The sequence below is a fragment of the Mesorhizobium sp. M0862 genome, from assembly GCF_040319795.1.
Taxonomy (GTDB): Bacteria; Pseudomonadota; Alphaproteobacteria; order Rhizobiales; family Rhizobiaceae; genus Mesorhizobium.
Map to the genome: position 1 here is coordinate 1 of NZ_JAMYOJ010000031.1, position 20,258 is coordinate 20,258.

Annotated in this window: 18 protein-coding genes; 10 read left to right on the forward strand and 8 right to left on the reverse strand. The window is 62.2% G+C overall.

Going from position 1 to position 20,258, the window contains the following annotated elements; all coding sequences use genetic code 11:
* Positions 1 to 205: 205 nt before the first annotated feature.
* A complete protein-coding gene (locus NKI15_RS29205; RefSeq protein WP_352546244.1) occupies positions 206 to 1,024 on the reverse strand; it encodes an SIR2 family NAD-dependent protein deacylase in 819 nt (272 codons plus the stop codon).
* A gap of 912 nt (positions 1,025 to 1,936) precedes the next feature.
* Here NKI15_RS29205 and NKI15_RS29210 point away from each other — a divergent pair.
* Both NKI15_RS29210 and NKI15_RS29215 read left to right on the forward strand, forming a co-directional pair.
* A complete protein-coding gene (locus NKI15_RS29210; RefSeq protein ID WP_023672674.1) occupies positions 1,937 to 2,107 on the forward strand; it encodes a hypothetical protein in 171 nt (56 codons plus the stop codon).
* Between the two features lie 39 nt (positions 2,108 to 2,146).
* Entirely contained in the window at positions 2,147 to 2,644 is a 498-nt protein-coding gene (locus NKI15_RS29215) for a metallophosphoesterase family protein (RefSeq protein WP_352546245.1), read from the forward strand.
* A 196-nt stretch (positions 2,645 to 2,840) separates the two neighbouring features.
* Here NKI15_RS29215 and NKI15_RS29220 read toward each other — a convergent pair whose 3' ends face one another.
* The 4 genes from NKI15_RS29220 to cphA are packed head-to-tail and all read right to left on the reverse strand — an operon-like array spanning position 2,841 to position 7,328.
* Positions 2,841 to 3,665, reverse strand: a complete 825-nt coding sequence (locus tag NKI15_RS29220) for a cyanophycinase (RefSeq protein ID WP_023696171.1) — start codon at positions 3,663 to 3,665, stop codon at positions 2,841 to 2,843.
* The gene (locus NKI15_RS29225; RefSeq protein ID WP_352546246.1) at positions 3,662 to 4,561 is read right to left on the reverse strand and encodes an isoaspartyl peptidase/L-asparaginase family protein; all 900 of its coding nucleotides are present in this window, start codon (positions 4,559 to 4,561) and stop codon (positions 3,662 to 3,664) included. Before NKI15_RS29225 ends, NKI15_RS29220 begins: the two co-directional genes overlap by 4 nt.
* Complete coding sequence (locus tag NKI15_RS29230; RefSeq protein ID WP_352887783.1) at positions 4,561 to 5,220, reverse strand: glutamate ligase domain-containing protein; 660 nt, start codon at positions 5,218 to 5,220, stop codon at positions 4,561 to 4,563. Before NKI15_RS29230 ends, NKI15_RS29225 begins: the two co-directional genes overlap by 1 nt.
* Positions 5,220 to 7,328 carry a cyanophycin synthetase gene (cphA, locus tag NKI15_RS29235; RefSeq protein ID WP_352887785.1) on the reverse strand — a complete coding sequence of 703 codons (2,109 nt, stop codon included), beginning with the start codon at positions 7,326 to 7,328 and terminating at the stop codon, positions 5,220 to 5,222. Before cphA ends, NKI15_RS29230 begins: the two co-directional genes overlap by 1 nt.
* A 656-nt stretch (positions 7,329 to 7,984) precedes the next feature.
* Between cphA and sdhD the strand changes: the two genes are divergently transcribed.
* On the forward strand, positions 7,985 to 8,374 hold the full coding sequence (gene sdhD / locus NKI15_RS29240) for a succinate dehydrogenase, hydrophobic membrane anchor protein (RefSeq protein WP_023688545.1): 390 nt from the start codon (positions 7,985 to 7,987) through the stop codon (positions 8,372 to 8,374).
* 103 nt (positions 8,375 to 8,477) lie between these two features.
* Here sdhD and ctaD read toward each other — a convergent pair whose 3' ends face one another.
* Positions 8,478 to 10,136 (reverse strand): cytochrome c oxidase subunit I, encoded by a 1,659-nt coding sequence (gene ctaD / locus NKI15_RS29245; protein ID WP_352887788.1) that lies wholly within the window; start codon positions 10,134 to 10,136, stop codon positions 8,478 to 8,480.
* Positions 10,137 to 10,448: 312 nt separating this feature from the next.
* On the opposite strand from ctaD, the gene NKI15_RS29250 reads away from it, so the two are divergent.
* The 5 genes from NKI15_RS29250 (at position 10,449) to NKI15_RS29270 (ending at position 15,487) form a co-directional block, all read left to right on the forward strand.
* Positions 10,449 to 11,276, forward strand: coding sequence for a DUF2243 domain-containing protein (locus tag NKI15_RS29250; RefSeq protein ID WP_023710464.1), 828 nt, complete (start codon positions 10,449 to 10,451; stop codon positions 11,274 to 11,276).
* Positions 11,277 to 11,306: 30 nt separating this feature from the next.
* Positions 11,307 to 12,683, forward strand: coding sequence for an NAD(P)/FAD-dependent oxidoreductase (locus tag NKI15_RS29255; protein WP_352887790.1), 1,377 nt, complete (start codon positions 11,307 to 11,309; stop codon positions 12,681 to 12,683).
* A gap of 243 nt (positions 12,684 to 12,926) precedes the next feature.
* Positions 12,927 to 14,441, forward strand: a complete 1,515-nt coding sequence (locus NKI15_RS29260; RefSeq protein WP_023715805.1) for a protein adenylyltransferase SelO — start codon at positions 12,927 to 12,929, stop codon at positions 14,439 to 14,441.
* A gap of 657 nt (positions 14,442 to 15,098) precedes the next feature.
* Positions 15,099 to 15,284, forward strand: a complete 186-nt coding sequence (locus NKI15_RS29265) for a hypothetical protein (RefSeq protein WP_023688550.1) — start codon at positions 15,099 to 15,101, stop codon at positions 15,282 to 15,284.
* 2 nt (positions 15,285 to 15,286) lie between these two features.
* On the forward strand, positions 15,287 to 15,487 hold the full coding sequence (locus tag NKI15_RS29270; RefSeq protein ID WP_081725396.1) for a hypothetical protein: 201 nt from the start codon (positions 15,287 to 15,289) through the stop codon (positions 15,485 to 15,487).
* A gap of 600 nt (positions 15,488 to 16,087) precedes the next feature.
* Here the strand turns inward: NKI15_RS29270 and NKI15_RS29275 are convergent.
* Complete coding sequence (locus NKI15_RS29275) at positions 16,088 to 16,246, reverse strand: hypothetical protein (RefSeq protein WP_023672685.1); 159 nt, start codon at positions 16,244 to 16,246, stop codon at positions 16,088 to 16,090.
* Positions 16,247 to 16,431: 185 nt separating this feature from the next.
* Positions 16,432 to 16,938: a DUF982 domain-containing protein gene (locus NKI15_RS32050; protein WP_373432840.1), complete on the reverse strand. Its 507-nt coding sequence runs from the start codon at positions 16,936 to 16,938 to the stop codon at positions 16,432 to 16,434.
* On the opposite strand from NKI15_RS32050, the gene NKI15_RS29285 reads away from it, so the two are divergent.
* The gene (locus NKI15_RS29285; protein WP_023726636.1) at positions 16,924 to 17,985 is read left to right on the forward strand and encodes a glycosyltransferase family 4 protein; all 1,062 of its coding nucleotides are present in this window, start codon (positions 16,924 to 16,926) and stop codon (positions 17,983 to 17,985) included. The genes NKI15_RS32050 and NKI15_RS29285 overlap by 15 nt on opposite strands.
* A gap of 43 nt (positions 17,986 to 18,028) precedes the next feature.
* Positions 18,029 to 20,191, forward strand: a complete 2,163-nt coding sequence (locus NKI15_RS29290) for an amylo-alpha-1,6-glucosidase (RefSeq protein WP_352514055.1) — start codon at positions 18,029 to 18,031, stop codon at positions 20,189 to 20,191.
* Positions 20,192 to 20,258: the final 67 nt, after the last annotated feature.

Here is a 20,258-nt window from a genome sequence, read left to right on the forward strand (position 1 = left end):
GGCGTTCCTTCGCGGGAATCAGGTGACGTGAACAATCACCAGCCTGCCATGACCGCCCCCTCTCAGCGAATTTGCAGAACTCTCAGCACACTACCTGTGGAAGTCGTGGCTCCAACAGTCGCCGATCTGGCGCCTGTCGGCCACCGCCTGGTGCGTCGGTCACCGCGCACCTGAGAAAACCAACTGCAGTCCACTAAGGAGCGCCTCAGGTCACCGCTTCCACCAAACGCCTGAGGAAATCCGTCAGACCGGCTTCAGGATCATCACCTGCGCCAACGAGCACCGAAATACCCCAGCGCCCAAGCACGGCCTCCTCCACAGGGTTGCGGCTGGGCATGAAGATGAACGAAGGGGGACGATCTTTCTCATATCCAGACCGGTGCCAGGTTTGCCAAAGCCGGTGCAACAGCAGCCGGATGTTTGGATCGGAGAGGCTATAGCCAATGAACAGGATCGTGCTGCCGAGAGCATCGGAGCGAAAGCGGACATCAAGGGGAGAATTGAAGGACAGGCGGTCAAGATAGTCGGTTTCGGTGAGGACAAGGGAAGAGTCCTCGTCAAAGTCGCCGTGAAATTTCACGATGTGCGTTACGCCTCGACGGGCCTGCGCAACGTGCCGTGCGTTGGCCACTTTCACGTACTCTCGACCGTGGATTTCAAAAGCGAGTTCCAGGTTCCGGTCATAGTTCGTCGTGTAGATGACGGGAAAATCGAGCGTCACGATGAGACGGTGCAATTCCGATTTCTCAATCCGTTCCTTGGCGACAGACCAGTTTCTGTCCATCCAACTGCGAAGTGGTCCGATGCTGCCATGCTTGATCCGATAGTATTCGGCCAAGGTCTGAAAACGATCGCGTCGCGTGGAAAATTCATCGTCGACGCCGAGCTCCTTTGCCATTCGCTCGATGAGTTTCTCCCAAGACGGAAGTCCGACGCTGATCGATACCCCCGCCCCCACAAACAAAATTGCGCTGCGATGACGAATTGCATTGGCGAGCGAATCTATAGGATCATCATCGTTCATGGATTGGTCCTCCGAAGCCACTCGCGTGGGCCGGACCTAAGGTGCGTGCCCCGGTGCGGGGATCGTGGACGCGGCTCCCCAATTCGAGCCAGCGTGCTCCGCCCTCATCGACGAAATCGGATCGACCACGCACCAGCCAGCCCAGAGGGGGCGGCCCTTGCAGTCCTGCCGAGCCGCTTGCCACCCGAACCGAGGTAGCGGCCGCGAGGACACTGGCTGTGAACTGGAACCGGCGCTGTTGCGGTTTACTGGCCACGTTGATTCAGTTCTGCGCCAGCCATATTGCGCAAAACTCTATCGAGTTTCGCATTCACCAAAAGGTTGCGCCGCTTCGCGCCGATAAAGATGGCGAGAGAGTAAATCATTGTAAGAACAGAGATCATCGTCATTCCGGCCTAAACATCAGCGACCGGAGATGTTCCATGCGCCCGGAAATATTCCAGTGCAGGTGTTTTAAATCGCCGAAGCTACGCGCTCAATGCGCGGTTGGTTTCGTGTCTAGGGCGGACGAATTAGCGCAAGGCGGTATTCATCCTCCCACATCGGCGGCGGACTGAAGCGAAATGCTGGTTGTGTCCCCCAGGATGCAATGAAACGCCGATGCTTTGCATGCGGCCCGGAACAAATGCCCGCTTGCACAGTTCGAGCCATGCAGCGGTCGACCCCCGCGCTGCAAGATCGGTAGCCCGATCGCCCGCGCCGGCCCCTCCCACGGCGCGGGCTTTCGTTTGAATTCACGCTGTCGGGGTTGGAGTCGCTCCGCCGTTGTCGCGAGCCGGCTGATATACGCGCTGTCCGGGGCTCGCGGGATGCCGGCGACATCGGCATTCGCGCAGTCCGGCAGGTCAGCCGATGCACGGGAACAACGCGGCACTGTGATGGTTTGGTGGCCTCGGAAGGTGGCAGAGAACGATGGGCAAAAAGCCCAAACAGCACGCAAAATCCACGGCGGATCGCGAAAAGGCGATCGAGGCGCTCTACTTCGCGCGCAAGTGCGGCCTTACGAAGGAAGAGGCACTCAAGATGCTCAGGGAAGCCCCGATCGGGATCGATGATGAAGCCGAAGAGCGCTCCGGCAGTTAGAGGCGACCGCCATTCGCGCGTCGCAGCCGGCCGCGGCGCATGATCTTCTTCACTTCCGATACGCATTTCAACGATCCGCGCATTCTGCGCCTCGACCGGCGTCCCTTCGCCTCGTTGGTAGAGCATGACCAGGCGCTGGTTGCGTTTTGGAACGAAACCGTTGGCCCGAACGACGAGGTCTGGCACCTCGGCGATTTCGCCAAGGGTCCAGCCGAGACCGTGTCTTCACTGCTGTCGTCTCTTAACGGGTCCAAGCACCTGATAATTGGCAACAATGACAGCGCTGCCACCGTTGGCGACCCGGCCTGGGCGAGCGTGCACCACTACATGGAGCTTCTTGTCGAGGGCCGCTTGCTGGTTCTGTGTCACTATCCTTTTCGCACCTGGAACCAGATCGGCAAGAGATCGGTAAACCTGCACGGTCATTCGCACGGTCGTCTGAAGCCGATGACGCGCCAGCATGATGTCGGCGTCGACGCATGGGGGTTTCGTCCGGTAACCTTTGCTGCCATTCGGGCCAGTCGCCGGCGGGGTTAGCCCGGCAGAACGCCGGGCGAGCGAAGGTGTCAGCTTTGCGGGATTCGAGCCGACGAGAGGCCGTCTGTAATCCTGCCGGGCCTGCCACAACGCGACAATCCTGGTTGGGCGACTTCAAATAGGAGAACTGCTTCATATATGCGGTTTTCGCGGTACGCGGACCGCGCCGCACCATCAGCTTGAGTGCGGCGAAGTCTTAAGAAATCCCCACCGGTCGTCGCAGCGCGAGATCGAACGCATCGCCTGAGCTCAGCACGTGAACCCTCAGATCATGGATGGAAAGGGCGGCATCAGGCTCACCTTCCGCGATGTTGGAATGCGTCACGCCGGCTGCATCGACCAGATAGACAGCGCCGCTGCCGATGACCTTGAACATCTCGCCCTTCACCACGATCGCCGTGTCTTCATCGATGCCGATGCCGAGGACGCGCGGGTTCTGCGACACCGCCCCGATGAGCCGCCCAATGCGGCCCCGTTCCGCAAAGTGCTGGTCGATAATGACGTTCGGCAGCAGGCCCAGTCCCGGCGCCATGCGAATGTGGCCGATCCGAAAGGACGCTGCGTTCGGCCCCTTCACCATCATTGTGTCGCTCATGACCGACGCGCCCGCGGAGGTGCCGGCAATGACGCCTCCGGCTTCATAGATTTCGTGCACCCGCTCGTCGATGGGCGTGTCGCCGATCTGGCTGGTGATCCGGAGCTGGTCGCCGCCGGAGAAGAACACCGCACTCACGTCTGCGAGCGCACTTATTTTCTTTTCATGAGCTGCCTCGAGGCGGTCGTTGACGTAGAGCTCGATGACATCCTTGATGCCCAGCTCACCGAAGGACCTCTGATACTTCTCGAGATAGCCATCCGGCTCATGAGACGCGATGGTGGCAAGCACCAGGCGGCCGTTCGGAACCAGGCTCGCTACCTCCTTCAAGATGACACGATCGCCATCATGGTCCTCGTGGCCGCCGATGATGACGAGCGTTCCGGCTTTACCGTTCGAGGATCGTTTTTTCTTCTTGTCGGTCATTTGCCCACGTCTTTCTTGCGCAGGAAAACGTGCGGGTGGTTGTCCTCGCTGGTCATGAAAGCGACTGCGAACTCCCTGCTGTTATGCGCCCATCCAGACACGCCGGTCGCGGTAAGCACGATGGCTCCGGCTTCGCCGCCGATCGCCTCGACTTCCTTGAGCGCGGGATTCAGCACCTGCTCCAGGCCGCCTTCAGCCTGTCCCGAAGACAATGCCTGCCGCGCCGAGAGTGCCTGCATGACACGGGCCGCGAGAGCCTTTCGCGCGATATGCTCACCGTCTCCCGAGAAGGCGACGGCTCCCAACCGGTTGTCGGCATAATAGCCGCAGCCGGGTTGCGGAGAATCCCCCACACGACCGGGAGCACTGCCGTCCAGTCCGCCGGTCGAAGTGCCGACGGCGATGTCCCCGTACTGATCCAGGGCAACCACACCGATCGTATCCTTCGCCTCAGACTTGCTGGAGGCGTCGCGCTGCTGCGACGTGATCAAATCCGCCGGATCGCAAAGCTCCAGCTGCTTGTCGGCGGCGAAACGCCGGGCCCCCTCCGACGCCAGCAGGATCGGCTCCTCATGCAGCATGGCCTTGGCGACACTGATTGGATGGCGCACGCCCTTGATCACTGCGACGGCACCTACATTGAAGTCCCTGCCCTCCATCAGGCCAGCGCACATCTCGACCTCGCCGTCCGAATTGAGGGCACTTCCATATCCCGCATTGAATGTCGGGTCGGCCTCGAGGACGCGACCGGCAGCTTCCACGGCATCGACCGCCGTTCCGCCGCCGGCCAGGACGGCCCGACCTGCCTCGAGCGCCTCGATGCATCCGTTGCGATGCGCCTCCTCCTCTTGCGGATCGATCTCCTTGGCGCCGCCGTGCAGGATCAGCGACCACATCAGCCAGCCCTCAGATGGCGAATATGGGTCTGATCGGGCCCTCCCCTCGAAGGCGTCGCGCCTCCGAAGCCGGTTACCTGCCGCCACACGGCTTCAACGTCGTCGACGGTCAGCACGACAAGGTCGTTTTCCCGTGCAAGCCTGAGACACACGTCGACGGCCTCCTTCTCGGGACAGACGGCGTGAATGCGGCCTGGGGCGCAGCCGGCGTTCAAGGCACCTTCCCGCAGCAAGCCGGCGATCGCTCCGGGGGCTCGGCCGCGCAGCTCCTGCTCATCCTCCTTGAAGACGATGACGTCGAATATCCGCGAAGCGATCGCGCCCATCTCGCGTATATCACAATCGCGGCGGTCACCGGGTATGGCGACCAAGCCGATCGTGCGCTGATAGCCGCGCCTCATGTGGGAAACGAGCTTTCCGAGTGCCTTCAGCCCTTCCGGATTGTGCGCATAGTCGACGATCGTGCGGAAACCATGCCCGTCGAAGACGTTGAGGCGACCGGGAGATTGCTCGAACGAGGTGCCAAACTCGGCCAGCGCCGCCCGGATCGTTGCCGCCGGAACGTCGTAGCAATGCGCCATGGCGACGGCTGCCAGGCTGTTGGCAACGTTGAATTCGGCCGAACCCTCGAAGGTCGCGGGAATTTCGTCGACGCTCATCAGGAACATCGACTCCCCATCCTCGTGGATGAGCCGTCGCTGCTGGGCTCCCGCGTCACGGCGCGGCCGCCTTCCGCCAGGTGGCTGCGCAAGAAATCGGGCCACTCGCTCCTGCTCGCCAGCGAGAAGTAGCAGATCCTGCCGCCGGCATCTCGCGACATTGCGGACGTGTGGACGTCGTCGGCATTAAGAATGCTCCATCCGCCGCGGCGGACGGACTCGACCACGACAGATTTCACCTCCGCCAGGTCCTCGATCGTGTCGATGCCCCTCAGCCCGAGATGATCGCCGTGGACGTTCAGCACCGCGCCAACATCGCATGCATCGAAGGCAAGCCCTTCGCGCAGGATGCCGCCGCGTGCACATTCCAGCACCGCGACATCGACACCCGGCTCGCGCAGCACGATCCTGGCGCTCTGCGGGCCTGAGCAATCGCCTGTGATGATTCGCTCGCCGTTCAAGTAGACGCCGGTGGTGGAGGTGAGCCCGACGGTTGCCCCATTCGCCTGCAGGATGTGCGCCAGCATCCGGGCAGTGGTCGACTTGCCGTTGGTTCCCGTGATCGCGAAGATCGGAATCCGGCCGTCCTTGCCGCCTTTGAAGAGAAGATCGAGCACGGGCCGTGCGACGTTGCGGGCGCGCCCCGACGAGGGTTCGAGATGCATGCGAAAGCCAGGACCGGCATTCACCTCTATGATGCCGCCGCCGGTTTCGCTCACCGGCCGTGAGATGTCGGGACAGACGAAGTCGATCCCGGCAATGTCGAGGCCGACGATCTGTGCCGCCCGCCTGGCGATCAGCGCGTTTTCGGGATGGATTTCTTCCGTTCGGTCGATCGCGGTCCCACCGGTGGAGAGATTGGCGGTGGGCCGCAAGAGCACCATTTGACCCGGCGCTGGAACGCTCGCCAGGGTGAGCTGCGATTTTGACAGGAAATGCTCGACGCATTCGTCGATCTCGATGCGGGTCAATACCGAGGAATGGCCCTCTCCCCTTCGTGGGTCGCGGTTCGTCTCCTCGACGAGCTCGGCGACAGAACTCCGGCCATCGCCGACCACATGGGCCGGAACCCTCTCGGCAAGCGCCACGACCTTTCCACCGATCACCAGGATCCTGTGGTCCGAGCCGACGAAATGCTGCTCGACGATAACGCTGCGGCTGTATTCTCGCGCCTGTTCGAAGCCCCAGCGGACCTCGTCTTCTGTTGCCAAACCGATGTTGACGCCGCTTCCATGATTGCCATCGAGTGGTTTGGTGACCACGGGGTAGCCCAGCCGTGCTGCCGCCGCGACTGCGTCCTGCGCCGATCGCACCAGCTCCCCGCGTGGCACCGGCAGGCCGGCCTGTTGCAGCAGGAATTTGGTCAGGTCCTTATCCGAGGCGATCTCGGTCGCAATCTCGGAAGTGAGGTCGCTGCAACTGGCGCGGATGCGCTTCTGATGCTTTCCGTGACCAAACAGCACGAGGCTGCTGTCGTCGATCCGCGCCGCCGGAATGCCTCGCCTCTCGGCCTCGCGCACCAAGGAAGCAGTCGTAGGCCCCAAGGCACGCTCGGCGGCCAGAAGCTTGAGCTGCTGCAGCCTGGCTGCGAACTCGAATGGCCCCTGCCTTTCCGCAATGTCGCCGAGCCCCTCGACACCATGCAGATTGGCCGGCAGCAGGCTGTCCACCAGTTCGAGCGCGACGCATCCGGCGAGCAGCCCGACAAGCTCATCCTTGTAGGCGAACATGACGTTATAAGTGCCGGGACTGCCTTTGACCGACCGTGTCTTTCCTCGTGTCACCCGGTGACCGAGCATGCTCTGCAGTTCCAGGGCGACATGCTCGACGACGTGGCCGAGCCAGGTTCCTTCCTGCATGCGGCGGACGAAGCCGCCGGCGGCGCCATAGCTACAGCCATGGCCCGCAAGGCCGGGCAACAGTCGGACGATTTGTTCGGAAAACCCAGGCAGTTTGTCTGTCGGGAACGCCTCAAGTGCTCCGAGGTCGATCCGAATCTGGACCATTGGCGTCATGCTATAGAGGTGCGGCCCGCGAAACACACGGGCGTCCACGACGCGGATAGGGCGAAAACGCGAGGCGCCCCGATGAATTTCTTTGTCCGACATAGTCCGTTTCTCCTGACTAACTCCGCAACATCCGGAGGATCGGTTAGTTCCCGGCCTTTAAGCCCAAATATTTTTGCAGGAGAGAGAAACAAAAGTGGCCGTTAACATATGTTGGCCCAAGAACACCCTCTGGTCATCTCGGCCACGTGCGGTCGCTGTTCTGAGGGCTACTTATCTCTCGGGACGAGGCGGGCCAAGCATTCGCTCCTCTTCACAATCATTCGCCGGGCACACCGCGGCCGTTGAGCTAGTGCCCGGCTTTGCTCATGGCGACCCATTGTGCGGGTGCAGCACTGAGGCATTAATCTTCAGCACGCCTTCGGCACCCGGGAACATTTCCAGACGCGTCAGGTTTGGAACCATCCTTGCACCGGAACTACAGCCATGCAGAGTCGAAAATCGGTGAAGGCCGCGCTTGTCAAGGAGATCGACGCGGTCCGCCTTCGTATCTCGCTGCTTGAAAGCGAGCTATGCAGAGATGGCAGACCCAGGCAAATTGGATGGCGTTCAGGATACGAACTGAACGCCCACAAAGCCCGCCTTGCTCGACTGGAGACCGTGCTTGCCCAATATCCGTCGGCACCGACGGCCCGGGCATCGAAACAGCAACAGCTTGAGTTGCGCGCAAGGCAACCAAGTAGTTTTGGGGAAACGCCATGGCTGACAGACCCTCAATCAGAACTCCGCTAGCTCGAGTGCGGGGCCTTGGATCGGCGAAACACGGAACCGAAACGTTCATGCTGGAGCGGCTGACATCTGCTGCCCTGTTGATCCTTGTCATTTACATCGTCGCGATCGTTATAATGCTGGTCGGTGAGCCTCGAGACGCCGTCCTCAGCGTCGTAGGATCGATCTATGTCGCGCCAGCCCTTATTGGCTTCATTCTCGTAAGCTGCGTTCACATGCGGCTTGGAATGCAATCGATCATCGAAGATTACTGCCATGCCACCGTGCTCAAATCGCTTCTTCTGATCGCCAATTGGTTATTCTGCTGGGCAGTCGCGCTCGCAAGCTTGTTCGCTGTGCTGTTAATCAGCTTCAGATAGCGATCCGGTTCTCAGCTGCAGCCAGCGTCTGCCACCGGCAGGCTGAAGTTCGCCTCAGCGGCGAACCGGGCTTGCTTGCGCAAAGGAGTTCGACAACCCGGCCTCATCTGATTTGCGGCAGCCTGTCCCATTGATGGAAAGGGGGTGGAGAGGTCAGCTCCCACTCCAATGTGGTAGCTCCTGGCCCCCATGGGTTCATGCCGGCGGCTCTTTGCCGGTAGAAAGCTTCCAAGATGCCGAAGAGGAAAATCACGACACTGGCGGCCGACAGGTACGATCCATACGAGGACACCATGTTCCAGTCGGCGAATGCGTCGGGATAGTCGACATAGCGACGCGGCATTCCAGCCAATCCAAGGAAGTGATGGGGGAAGAAGACGAGGTTCACGCCGACGAAGGTCGTCCAGAAATGGACCCCAGCCAGAAGCGGATTGTAGAGATATCCCGTCATTTTCGGAAACCAGTAATACCAGCCCGCGAAGATGCCGAAGATCGCTCCCAGTGAAAGTATGTAGTGGAAATGCGCGACGACGAAGTATGTGTCGTGCAGTTCACGGTCGAGGCCGGCATTTGCGAGTTGAACGCCCGTCACCCCGCCTACGGTGAACAGGAATATGAAGCCGAGGGCCCAGAGCATCGGCGTCCGCAGGCTGACCGAACCGCCCCACATGGTTGCAATCCAGGAGAACACTTTTATCCCCGTCGGCACTGCGATCACCATCGTGGCGAAGGTGAAGTAGCGCTGCGTGTCGAGGCCTATCCCGCTGGTGTACATATGGTGGGCCCAGACGACGAAGCCGATCACCCCGATCGCCACGATTGCGTAGACCATCCCGAGATACCCGAAGATCGGCTTTCGCGAGAAGGTCGAGATCACCTGGCTGACGATGCCGAACGCCGGCAGGATCATGATGTAGACTTCCGGGTGGCCGAAGAACCAGAAGAGATGCTGGTACAGCAGCGGGTCGCCTCCGCCGTCCGGCGCGAAGAACGTGGTTCCGAAATTGCGATCGGTCAGGAGCATGGTGATGGCGCCGGCCAGCACCGGCAGAGCCAGCAGCAGCAGGAAGGCGGTGATGAGGATCGACCACACAAACAGGGGCATCTTGTGCAGGGTCATCCCCGGCGCGCGCATGTTGAAGATGGTGGTGATGAAGTTGATGGCTCCCAGGATCGAGGAGGCGCCCGCAATGTGCAGAGACAGGATGACCAGATCCACGGCGGGACCGGGATGGCCGGAGGTCGACAGCGGCGGGTACAGGAACCAGCCGGTCCCAGGGCCATAGCCGCCGGGGACGCTGGGCATGAAGATCGACAATAAAAGCAACATCAATGCCGGCGGCAGCAGCCAGAACGAGATGTTGTTCATGCGCGGGAAGGCCATGTCGGGGGCGCCGATCATGATCGGAACCATCCAGTTGGCGAAGCCGCCGATCAGGGCGGGCATCACAGTGTAGAAGATCATGATCAGCGCGTGGGCCGTGGTGAAGACGTTGTAAAGCTGCTTGCCGGCGTCGATCGCCGCGTCGCCCTGGTAACCGTAGATCATCGACGCCAGTCCGGGGAAAAACTGGATCCCGGGTTGCTGCAGCTCGATTCGCATGCTCACCGACAAGAGCATGCCGATCACCCCCGCGATGAAAGCGAAGACCAGATAGAGTGTGCCGATGTCCTTGTGGTTGGTCGAAAACAGCCATCGGGTGATGCCGCTCGGCTGATGGCCGTCGAGACCGCCCGGATCTGCCGCCGTATATTCGTTCATGACCTTCTCCGCTTGAGCCGTCCGTCGCCAGCATCGAACCGTGCTGGAACTTGATTGTTCCCTCCACCGAACCGACAGCCAGGAACATTCCACGGAAGCCGCTGTTAGGTTCCGCGCGGCCGACCCTGCGCGGCTGAGGATCGACGTCCATGCTGGCGATAATTGCTGCGACACTGGTTCTGACGACGGTGGTTGGTGGGCTGATATCCGCCTTCTGGCTCGAGGCGCGTCATGGTCTCCATGACCCCATGCCGCCGGACATGTCGGTGCGCAGGCAACTGAACGCCCCGGCCTGGAGCCGGTGGTCCTGACATGGACGCGATCACCGCGACACTCGACCCGAGAACGCGAGCCGGCTGGCTGCTGCTCGGCTTCGCGCTCGGCGGTTTCTTCGACGGCATCGTCCTGCATCAGATCCTGCAATGGCATCATCTTCTCTCGGGCGTCGCCGATCCGGTGGGTTCCGACCTGCGCTTCCAGATCATGGCCGACGGCCTCTTCCATCTTTGCATGTATGTGCTCGCCGTCGCCGGCACGGTGCTGCTGGTGGCCGCGAGGGCGGCCGGCGCGCGGCCCGGGACCACCACGGAGATCCTGCGGCTCGCCTTCGCCGGGTTCGGCGTCTGGCATGTCGTCGATGCCGTCGTGTTTCACTGGCTGCTGGGTCTGCACCGGATCAAGATGAACAGCGACTTGCCGCTCGCCTGGGATATTGCGTGGCTGGTCATCTTCGGCATCGTGCCGCTTGTGTTGGTGCTGGTGCTGCCCAACCGCGGCGGACCGGCACGCGGTGCTTCGGCAGCGCTGACCAGCATCGTCCTGCTTGCGGGACTGGCAGCCGGCGCCGGCCCGTTCTTCAACGGCGCCGCCAATTCCATCATCGTCTTTCGGGCCGGGATGGAACCGGCGGCGATGATGCGGGCCGTTGAAGTCGCCGACGCCCATCTCAAATGGGTCGACGCCAGCGGCACCATCTGGGCGGTCGACCGCGTCTCATGGCGCGGGTTGGTAGCTCTTCACGCGCGCGGCGCCCTTGTGGTCAGCACGACGCCGGTCATTGCCGGATGCCTTGCCTGGACCGATGCCGCCGGAGTGAGCAGTAGCTCCAGCCAGCAGCGAGGCACTCCTGCCAGGCTATGACTTCCGGACAGGGATAGGGGAGTATCAAGCATGCAATTCGCCACCGAGAGCAGCCACGGCCGGAGCCTGACACCGCGCATCGTCGTGGTCGGCGGAGGCTTTGCCGGTCTGGAGGTTGCCAAGGCGCTCGGCAAGGCGGAAATCGGGGTGACGATCATCGACCGCCACAATCACCACCTGTTCCAGCCCTTGCTCTATCAGGTTGCAACCGCCGCCTTGTCGGCGCCTGACATCGCCGAGCCCATCCGCAAGATCCTGGGCCGCTATCCCTCGGTTCAGGTCCTCTTCGGCGATGTCACCGAGATCGGCACCGAGGCCAGGATACTGGTGCTGGCCGATGGGACCACGGTCCCCTACGACATCCTGGTCTTGGCCACTGGTTCGCAGCCATTCTATTTCGGCCAGGAGAGCTGGGCTCGGGTCTGTCCCAGTTTGAAGACCATCGAGGACGCGCGCACGATCCGGTCACGGCTGCTGCTATCGTTCGAGCACGCGGAACGGACCACCGATCCAGTCGAGCAATCCCGGCTGATGACGATCGCCATTATCGGCGGCGGCCCGACCGGTGTCGAACTGGCGGGCTCGATCGCCGAACTCAGCCGGCACACACTGGCGCGCGACTTCCGCAACATCCGGCCCGAGAAGACAAGGATCATACTGGTAGAAGCCGGCGAGCGTCTGCTCGCCGGATTCGCCCCGGAGCTTTCCAGATATGCACGTCTGCGCCTTGAAAGCCTGGGCGTCGAGGTCGCGCTCGGCAACCGGGTCGAGGCGATCGAAGCGCATCAGATCACCGTCGGCGGCCAGGTGATCCCGGTGGCCTTGACGCTCTGGGCCGCCGGGGTGGCGGCTTCTCCGCTGGTCGCCCAGCTTGGTGTCGGGCTCGACCGCGGCGGTCGGGTGAAGGTCGAATCCGACCTGCAGGTCGTCGGCCATCCCGATGTCTTCGCGCTTGGCGACGTCGCACTGGTCCTCGATGGGAACGGCCAGCCATTGCCGGGTCTTGCCCAGGTCGCCAAGCAGCAGGGCGAGCACCTCGGCAAGGCACTGGCACGCCGGATAGATGCTGGCGATACGCTGCCCGCTTTTGTCTTCAGCAATCGAGGCAACACGGCCATTGTCGGCCGCCACGCTGCCGTGTTCGAATCGGGTAGGCTGAAACTGAAAGGCTGGTTCGCCTGGTCTGCCTGGGCGCTCATCCATGTCTACCTGCTCGTCGGTTTTCAGCACCGCGTTCAGGTCTCGATCCAGTGGCTCTGGCGCTACCTGACCTATGAGCGTGGCGCCCGGCTCATCGCCGAGGAGCGAGTCGAACCGGGTTCGAAATCATCGCCGGGAGCGGCCCCGAGAGAGCCGCTGCCAACCAAGGCAGACGCCGCCCCGGCATTGCACGCCCGCACTGACTAGATTGCCGGGTGCTCAGTTCGGAGACAGTGGCGATGCGGGGGTCATCTCTGGATTCCGCCACGGCCCGTCGTCCCACGGCAGCCTGAACCTCGAAAATCGAGGCGGGTGGTTCCCAGCTTGTATCCGGTGCCGGCCTGATGGGATCCGGATGGCACCAGCGGCGTTGCGTCCCTATATGCTCAAATGAACACAGGCTCCTCGAAACGGGAGCTGTTGAACCCTCCTCTTCAGAGACAGCTTGTCATGACGTCACCTGCGACTGCTGAACAACCCCCGGTCATTCAGACGGGGCTTCCCGCCCTGAGCAACAGCTATGGGCAATTGCCGGAGCGCTTCTTCTCGCAAACAGATCCGAAGCCGGTATCCGAACCGCGGCTGATCCGGTTCAACCGGCCCCTCGCGGAGGAACTCGGGCTCGATGCCGACCAGCTTACCAGCCCGGATGGAGTGGCGATGCTTGCCGGCAACAGATTTCCGGAAGGCTTGCAGGCAATCGCCCTGGCTTATGCGGGCCACCAGTTCGGAAACTTCGTGCCTCAGCTTGGCGACGGGCGCGCTCTGCTTCTTGGCGAAGTGGTGGACGTCAACGGCATTCGCCGTGACATCCAGCTGAAGGGATCGGGACCAACGCGGTTCTCGCGCAACGGTGACGGCCGCGCCGCACTCGGCCCTGTCCTGCGCGAATATGTCGTCAGCGAAGCGATGGCGGCGCTCGGCATTCCGACGACGCGAAGCCTTGCGGCGGTGCTCACCGGCGACCCGGTCTATCGCGAGGTCCGGCTGCCCGGCGCCGTCCTGACACGGGTGGCGGCAAGTCATATCAGGATCGGCACGTTCCAATATTTCGCCGCGCGCCACGACACCGAGGCGCTCAAGATATTGGCCAACTATGCCATTCAGCGTCACTTCCCACAGCTGGCGGGGGAAGCACGGCCGTACCGGGCTTTGCTGGAGGCCGTTGTCGCCGCACAGGCGGACCTGGTGGCGCGCTGGATGCTGGTCGGCTTCATCCATGGCGTCATGAACACCGACAACATGTCGATCTCGGGCGAGACGATCGACTATGGCCCATGCGCCTTCATGGACGCTTACGACCCCGGCGCGGTGTTCAGTTCGATAGACCGCGCCGGTCGCTATGCCTATGCCAACCAGCCTCGTGTCGCCACATGGAACCTTGCGCGCTATGCCGAGACCCTGCTGCCGCTCATGAGCACGGACGAGAATGAAGCAGTGTCTGAAGCGGAAGAGGTGCTGAGGTCGTTCCAGGCCTCCTATGAGGCTGTGTTGCAGCGCGGCTTCCGCAGAAAACTCGGACTGCTGACCGAAGCGGAAGGCGACTTGCAGCTCGCTGCCGACTTTCTGGACGTGCTGGCTCACGGCGAAGCGGACTTTACGCTCGGCTTTCGGCGCCTGGGCGATGACCTCGACGCTGCGGACGGCCAAGGCACGGCGCGGCAGTTGTTTAAGGATCCAGGCTCATTCGATGCCTGGTCGGCGCGGTGGCGCCAGCGCATTGCAAGCGAAGCAGCCGACACGGCCACGCGCCGGGCAGCCATGCAATCCGTCAATCCCAAATTCATCCCCCGCAATCATCGCATCGAGGCGATGATCCAGGCGGCGTTGGGCGGCGACTTCACACCGTTCGAGGAGATCCTGGCGGTCGTCAGCCGTCCCTTCGATGAGCAGCCGGGAATGGAACGCTATGCTGAGCCGCCACGCCCGGATGAGCGCGTCCTGCAGACATTCTGCGGTACATGAGACATTCGTGATGGTCGCTTAACATGTGCAAATGCGGAAGACCCATTTGCAAGCTATCGTCACGGGCACTCTCGTAGGGGCTGAGCTATGACGATCATAGAATTGGCATTCGAATTGCTGGCACGGAAGCTCGTAGACCGTACCGGAATATCAGACGAAGATGCTCGAGACCTTGTCTCAGCCATGGGAGCTGACTGGTCATCGCTCGTGCGAGCAGCGAGGGCGATCAAAGAGGCTTAGGTCTTTTGACGTCGTTTTAGCTGCCATCAGCTGCAGGCAGATCGGACCAGAGGCTGCTGCCGCGATCCAGGCGCGACACCGCGCTCGTCACCGATCATGTCAGCAACGTGGTCAAGCACTGTATTTCGGTCGCTCCAATTGACCGGGTACAACACGCTGCTCTCCTGAAAGCCACTGCAGCCCGCTACGCAAGTCGCCGGAAGCTCGCAATAAACTGCGATAGCAGCCCAGGCTTAGGATTTATATTGCAGGCCCGCACCACTGGCGGGGCGACGCGGGCAGGCCGCTGCCGTTCGTTGAAATCCGCGTTGGGAATCAGATTCCGTCGGCACCGAAATCACAGGTGCTGACGAAGCAGACGGAACTTCCCCCCACGATCACGGTTTCGAGTCACGAGACCAACCCAAGGAGATGCAGATGTCGAGCAAAATGCCGCCCGTGCCGCCTGAGAACCAGAGCCAGAAGGGTCGAGGAGAAGGGCGACAGGTTAGCCACGATGATGCCCAGCACGGCACTCACGGAGCGCCGGATCCGGAGCGCCAAGGGCAGCAAGCCAACACCAAGGTCAACACCACTCATCAGGGCCGTCAGCAGGATCGGTGATCATGTCCACATCGAAGAAACACCCGAACACGATCCGGCAGGGCGGGCCAGGCGCATCGCACGAGAACGCCAGAAAACCCCTGCAGGTCAACAAACCCCCGGCGGATGAAGACCGTCGATCCAAAAGCCGAGTTTCAGGGGGTGGCGGTGAAAAGGACAGTCATCATTCGCACAATCCAGCCAAGAAGGGTAGCAACAGTTGAACCCACGGCTTTGTGAATGATTGTGCTAAAGCGCGCCGCGTGTGCATGTCATTGTCTCACAACCGAGCCTTTTTTTGAGTGACATGCATAGCCGGACCAGGGTGAGGATCAGCGAGTCGAGACGCCCGGAAAAACCGGAGGCCGTGGGCCCGCACCACTGGCGGAGCGATGCGGGCCCGGCCAAGGGTTACGGCCCTCGACCAGCAGCGAGGGGCTCGCTGCCGCATGCAGAACAAGCCCCGTAATTTCAGGTTCCGCTAATATACAAAAAAGCCGGCCACCTTTCGGCAGCCGGCCAGTTCCAACAGAACAAGGGAACGTGCACTGATGGGGCAGTGCAACGCCCGAAGTGTTTCGAGGCGACGATGTTCCACCGGAAATCCACGGATTCGCCGTTTCGATCTACATTGGCCGGATTGAAAGATCTTTGACGATCTCTCCCAAGTTCTCGCGGAGCCCGGTCCGACGTGTGGCGCCCTGTCTGCGTCTTGGCTCTCTATGCGGCCAGCAAGCTCATCTTTGAAGAATGCCCGCCGCGACTGCCGCGGGCGTCAAACACCGGCGTGCAATTGGTCGAGCGCGCGGCAGACCGGGGACGCGTCAAGTCGAGCGTCGGTCGACGTAGGTGTAGACGCCGGCCCCAATGGCGACCGCGCCGACCGTGATCACGATCGATGGCGCGCCCATCAAACTGGCAAAGACCGCCCAGATGAGGGCGATGACGATAGCGCCGAGTGTTCCCAGGATCAGTCTCGGCATTGTCTACCCCTCCACGTTCGGGCCGCCCGTGGATGGTCGTCACCCACCGGTCATGCGAAACGCCGCATGAAAGCACAGTGTGGCCCATGAGGTGAAGGGCCGCGCCGGAATACTCCGGTGCGGAAAAGATGATGCCCGCGCCGCCAAAGCCCGGGTGTTCAATAGCCAAATGGCTGGACCGGCGCCTAGCGCCTCAGCGCGTGGACTTCCGCCATGCTTTCGCCGCCCATCGGCAGGGCCATGTCATCATCGAGCAGCCGGGTGATGCGGGCAAAGCCCGTAAACGCCTTCCTGGCTGCTTCGGCCGACATTCTGCCCGACAGGGCCGCGGAGCAGCAATTCACGGCGCACTGATACACAGGCCCACGCCGTCCCAATGGCCATTTCTGCAAAAAGACCATCGCTTCGGCAACGCTATCGACTTCCTCGACGGGGTGTCCCTGCCCGCGCGCAATGCGCACGGGCGTAAAGAAATGCAAGCGGTCCATTTTGTTCTCTCCCTGGTCGGCCGCAGCGCGAACCAACCCTACTAAATTCGCGGATGGCGCGTTTGTTCCGCTTATTGCAAAAAAATCTGCGCTGGTGGGCTTGGGTTGCCGACGCCCGCTTTTGTCCGGAACGTTAGGCCGGCTGATGCATTTCGCTCTCGTGATTGCCTTGAGGGACACGTTCAAACCATGCGCATAGCCCATGTCGCCCCTTTGCACGAATCGGTGCCACCCCTTCTCTATGGCGGCACCGAGCGCATCGTTTCCTATCTGACCGAAGGGCTGGTCGAACTCGGCCATGAGGTGACGCTGTTCGCCAGCGGCGACAGCCGGACGTCGGCCAGACTGATACCAGGTCGCGAACGCGCGCTACGCCTCGATCCGCGTCCACTGAAATCGGACACGGCGGCGCATCTTGCGATGCTTGCCGATGTGAGGAACCGAGCCCACGACTTTGATATCATTCATTTTCATCTCAGCCATTTCCTGCATTTCTCGTTCTTCGAGACCATGCCGGACAAGACGGTGACAACGCCTCATGGCCGGCTCGATTATGTCGATCTGGCGCCAGCCTATGAGCGTTTTCCGCGCTTTCCGCTGATCTCGATCTCGCATAGCCAGAAGACCGGGCTTGCGAATGCCAATTGGCTGGCCACCATCCATCACGGGCTGCCGACGGGTCTCTATCAGCCGACCTTCGAGACGGCGGCAGGCGAACCATACCTCGCCTTTCTCGGCCGGCTTTCGCGCGACAAGCGCCCGGACCGGGCCATCGACATCGCCTTGCGCTCGGGCATGAAACTCAAGCTGGCGGCCAAGATCGGCGACGATGATCGCGCCTATTTCCATGAGACGATCGAGCCGTTGATCGATGGCGACCGCATCGACTATGTCGGCGAGATCGCCGAGGGTGAGAAGACTGAATTCCTCGGCAATGCCGCTGGTCTGCTGTTTCCGATAGACTGGCCCGAGCCGTTCGGCCTTGCCGCGATCGAGGCGATGGCGTGCGGTACGCCAACCATCGGCTGGAACTGCGGTGCGTTGCCGGAAGTCATCGACCATGGCGTTACCGGATTTGTCGTCGATTCTCTCGACGCCGCGGTCGCCGCGGTGCCGGCCTTGCTGCAACTCGACCGGCGAAAGGTGCGCGCCGTCTTCGAAAGTCGGTTCTCCGCCAACAGGATGGCGCGCGACTATCTCACTGCCTATGCGCGTCTCATCGGCGCCCCGGCTGAATCGAAAGCGTCGTGAACGACGGCGGACGTTCCGAGCCCGAAACAGAGATTTGTGACTGATGACCGAACTTGACGAGCGCAAGCTCGACCCTGCCGTGGCCCTTGCCTCCCTGGACGAAACCGCGCCGCGCGAGCCGCACCGGCTGTATGCCCTAAAGCAAGGCGACTGTTTTGCCGTGGCCGATGCCTACGGCGATATCAGGGGTGCGGGCGACGGTTTCTTCCGTGACGACACCCGGGTGCTGTCGGAGTTCAGGCTCACCGTCGGCGGCCGGCAGACATCGCTGCTCGGCGCCTCGCTCAGCCAGGACAATGTGCTGTTCACCAGCAATATGACCAATTTGCCGATGCAAAGCGTCGGTGGCCGCGACATCCCGCAGGGCGCCATCCATATCGAGCGCGTCAGGCTGTTGTGGCAGGACCGGCTGTTCGAGCGCATCACCCTTTCCAACTACAGCCAGGAGCATTCGGCAATCCGCGTCTCGCTGCATTTTGCCGCCGATTTCCGCGACATGTTCGAGGTGCGCGGTTCGACCCGGCCGAAGCGCGGAATGGCGCATGCAGCGGAGATCGCGCCTGCCTCGGTGCTGCTGCGCTATGACGGACTGGACGGGCTGGCGCGGGTGTCGGCGATCTCGTTCTCGCAGCCGCCAGACCAGTTGAGCGCCGAGCGCGCGGATTTCCTCATCGCAGTGACCAAGCGCAGCAGCAAGATGCTTTACGTCGAGGTCGGCGCGGAACTGACCGAAACGCCCGACCGCGACCGCTTCCGGGCGGCCGCGGCGCGCGCCCGTTTCGGCATGCGGGCCAAGCGCCGCCATGGCGCGACGGTGCACAGTTCGGGTCGCGTCTTCAACGATTGGGTCGAACGCGCCCGCGCGGATGTCGCCTTGCTGACCACCGAGTTGTCGACCGGCCCCTACCCCTATGCCGGCATCCCCTGGTTTTCGACGGCCTTCGGCCGTGACGGCGTCATCTCGGCGCTGCAGATGCTATGGCTCAACCCCGGCCTGGCGCGCGGCGTGCTTGCCTTCCTCGCCCAGCACCAGGCGACCGAGACATCGCCTTTCAGCGACTCGCAGCCCGGCAAGATCATGCACGAGACGCGCAAGGGCGAGATGGTGGCGCTGCAGGAACTGCCTTTCGGCCGCTACTATGGCGGCGTCGATACCACGCCGCTCTACATCCACCTCGCCTGCGCCTATGCCGAACGCACCGGCGACATGGACTTCATCGCCAGCCTGTGGCCGTCTCTCTGCGCCGCCGCCAAGTGGACGGAAGAGGCGAGCCGCGCAACCGGCTTCGTCACCTATCAGCGCGCTGCCGAATCCGGCCTTGCGAACCAGGGCTGGAAGGACAGCTTCGACTCCGTCTTCCACGCCGACGGGCGCATTCCCAAGGGGCCGATCGCGCTGGTCGAAGTGCAGGGTTATGTCTTCGCCGCCTTCAGGGGCCTTGCCGCTCTCGCCCGCCGCCGGGGCGAGTTCGCGCAGGCCGAGCACTGGGAAAATCGCGCCGAAGAGATGCGGATCGCCGTCGAGCGTGATTTCTGGCTGGACGATCTCGGCTTCTATGCGCTGGCGATCGACGGCGCCGGAGAGCCGTGCAAGGTGCGCACCTCGAATGCCGGACACCTGCTCTATGTCGGCCTGCCCGAACCGGCGCGGGCTAAGATGGTCGCCGACCAGTTGCTTTCGGCCTCCTTCCACTCCGGCTGGGGGGTGCGAACGCTTTCCGACGATGCTGTGCTGTTCAACCCGATGTCGTACCACAATGGTTCCATCTGGCCGCATGACACGGCGATGTGCGGCGCCGGCCTGGCGCGGTTCGGCGAGCGTGACAGCGTGGTGCGGCTGATGAGCGGTACGTTCGAATCGGCAGTGCATTTCAACATGCGACTGCCGGAACTGTTCTGCGGTTTCACCCGCTCGCCGGGCGAAGCGCCGATCGCCTACCCCGTCGCCTGCCTGCCGCAAGCGTGGTCGGCAGGCTCGGCCTTCATGCTGATGCAGGCGTGCCTCGGTCTGGAAATCGACGGCTGGAACGGCGAAATCCACGTCACTCGACCCCGTTTGCCGATCGGCATCGATACGCTGACGCTCAGGCATCTGGGTGTCGGCGAAAAGAGGGTCGATCTTACCTTCCAGCGCGTCGGCGACCGCGTCGTCGCCTTTCTCGCCGATCGCCATGAAGGGCTGGTTCCGCTGATCGTGCGGACATGATCTGAACGGCCTTCAACGGGAACCGAACCCAGGGTTTGTGCGTTGCGAAAAACACAGGTTCTCACGG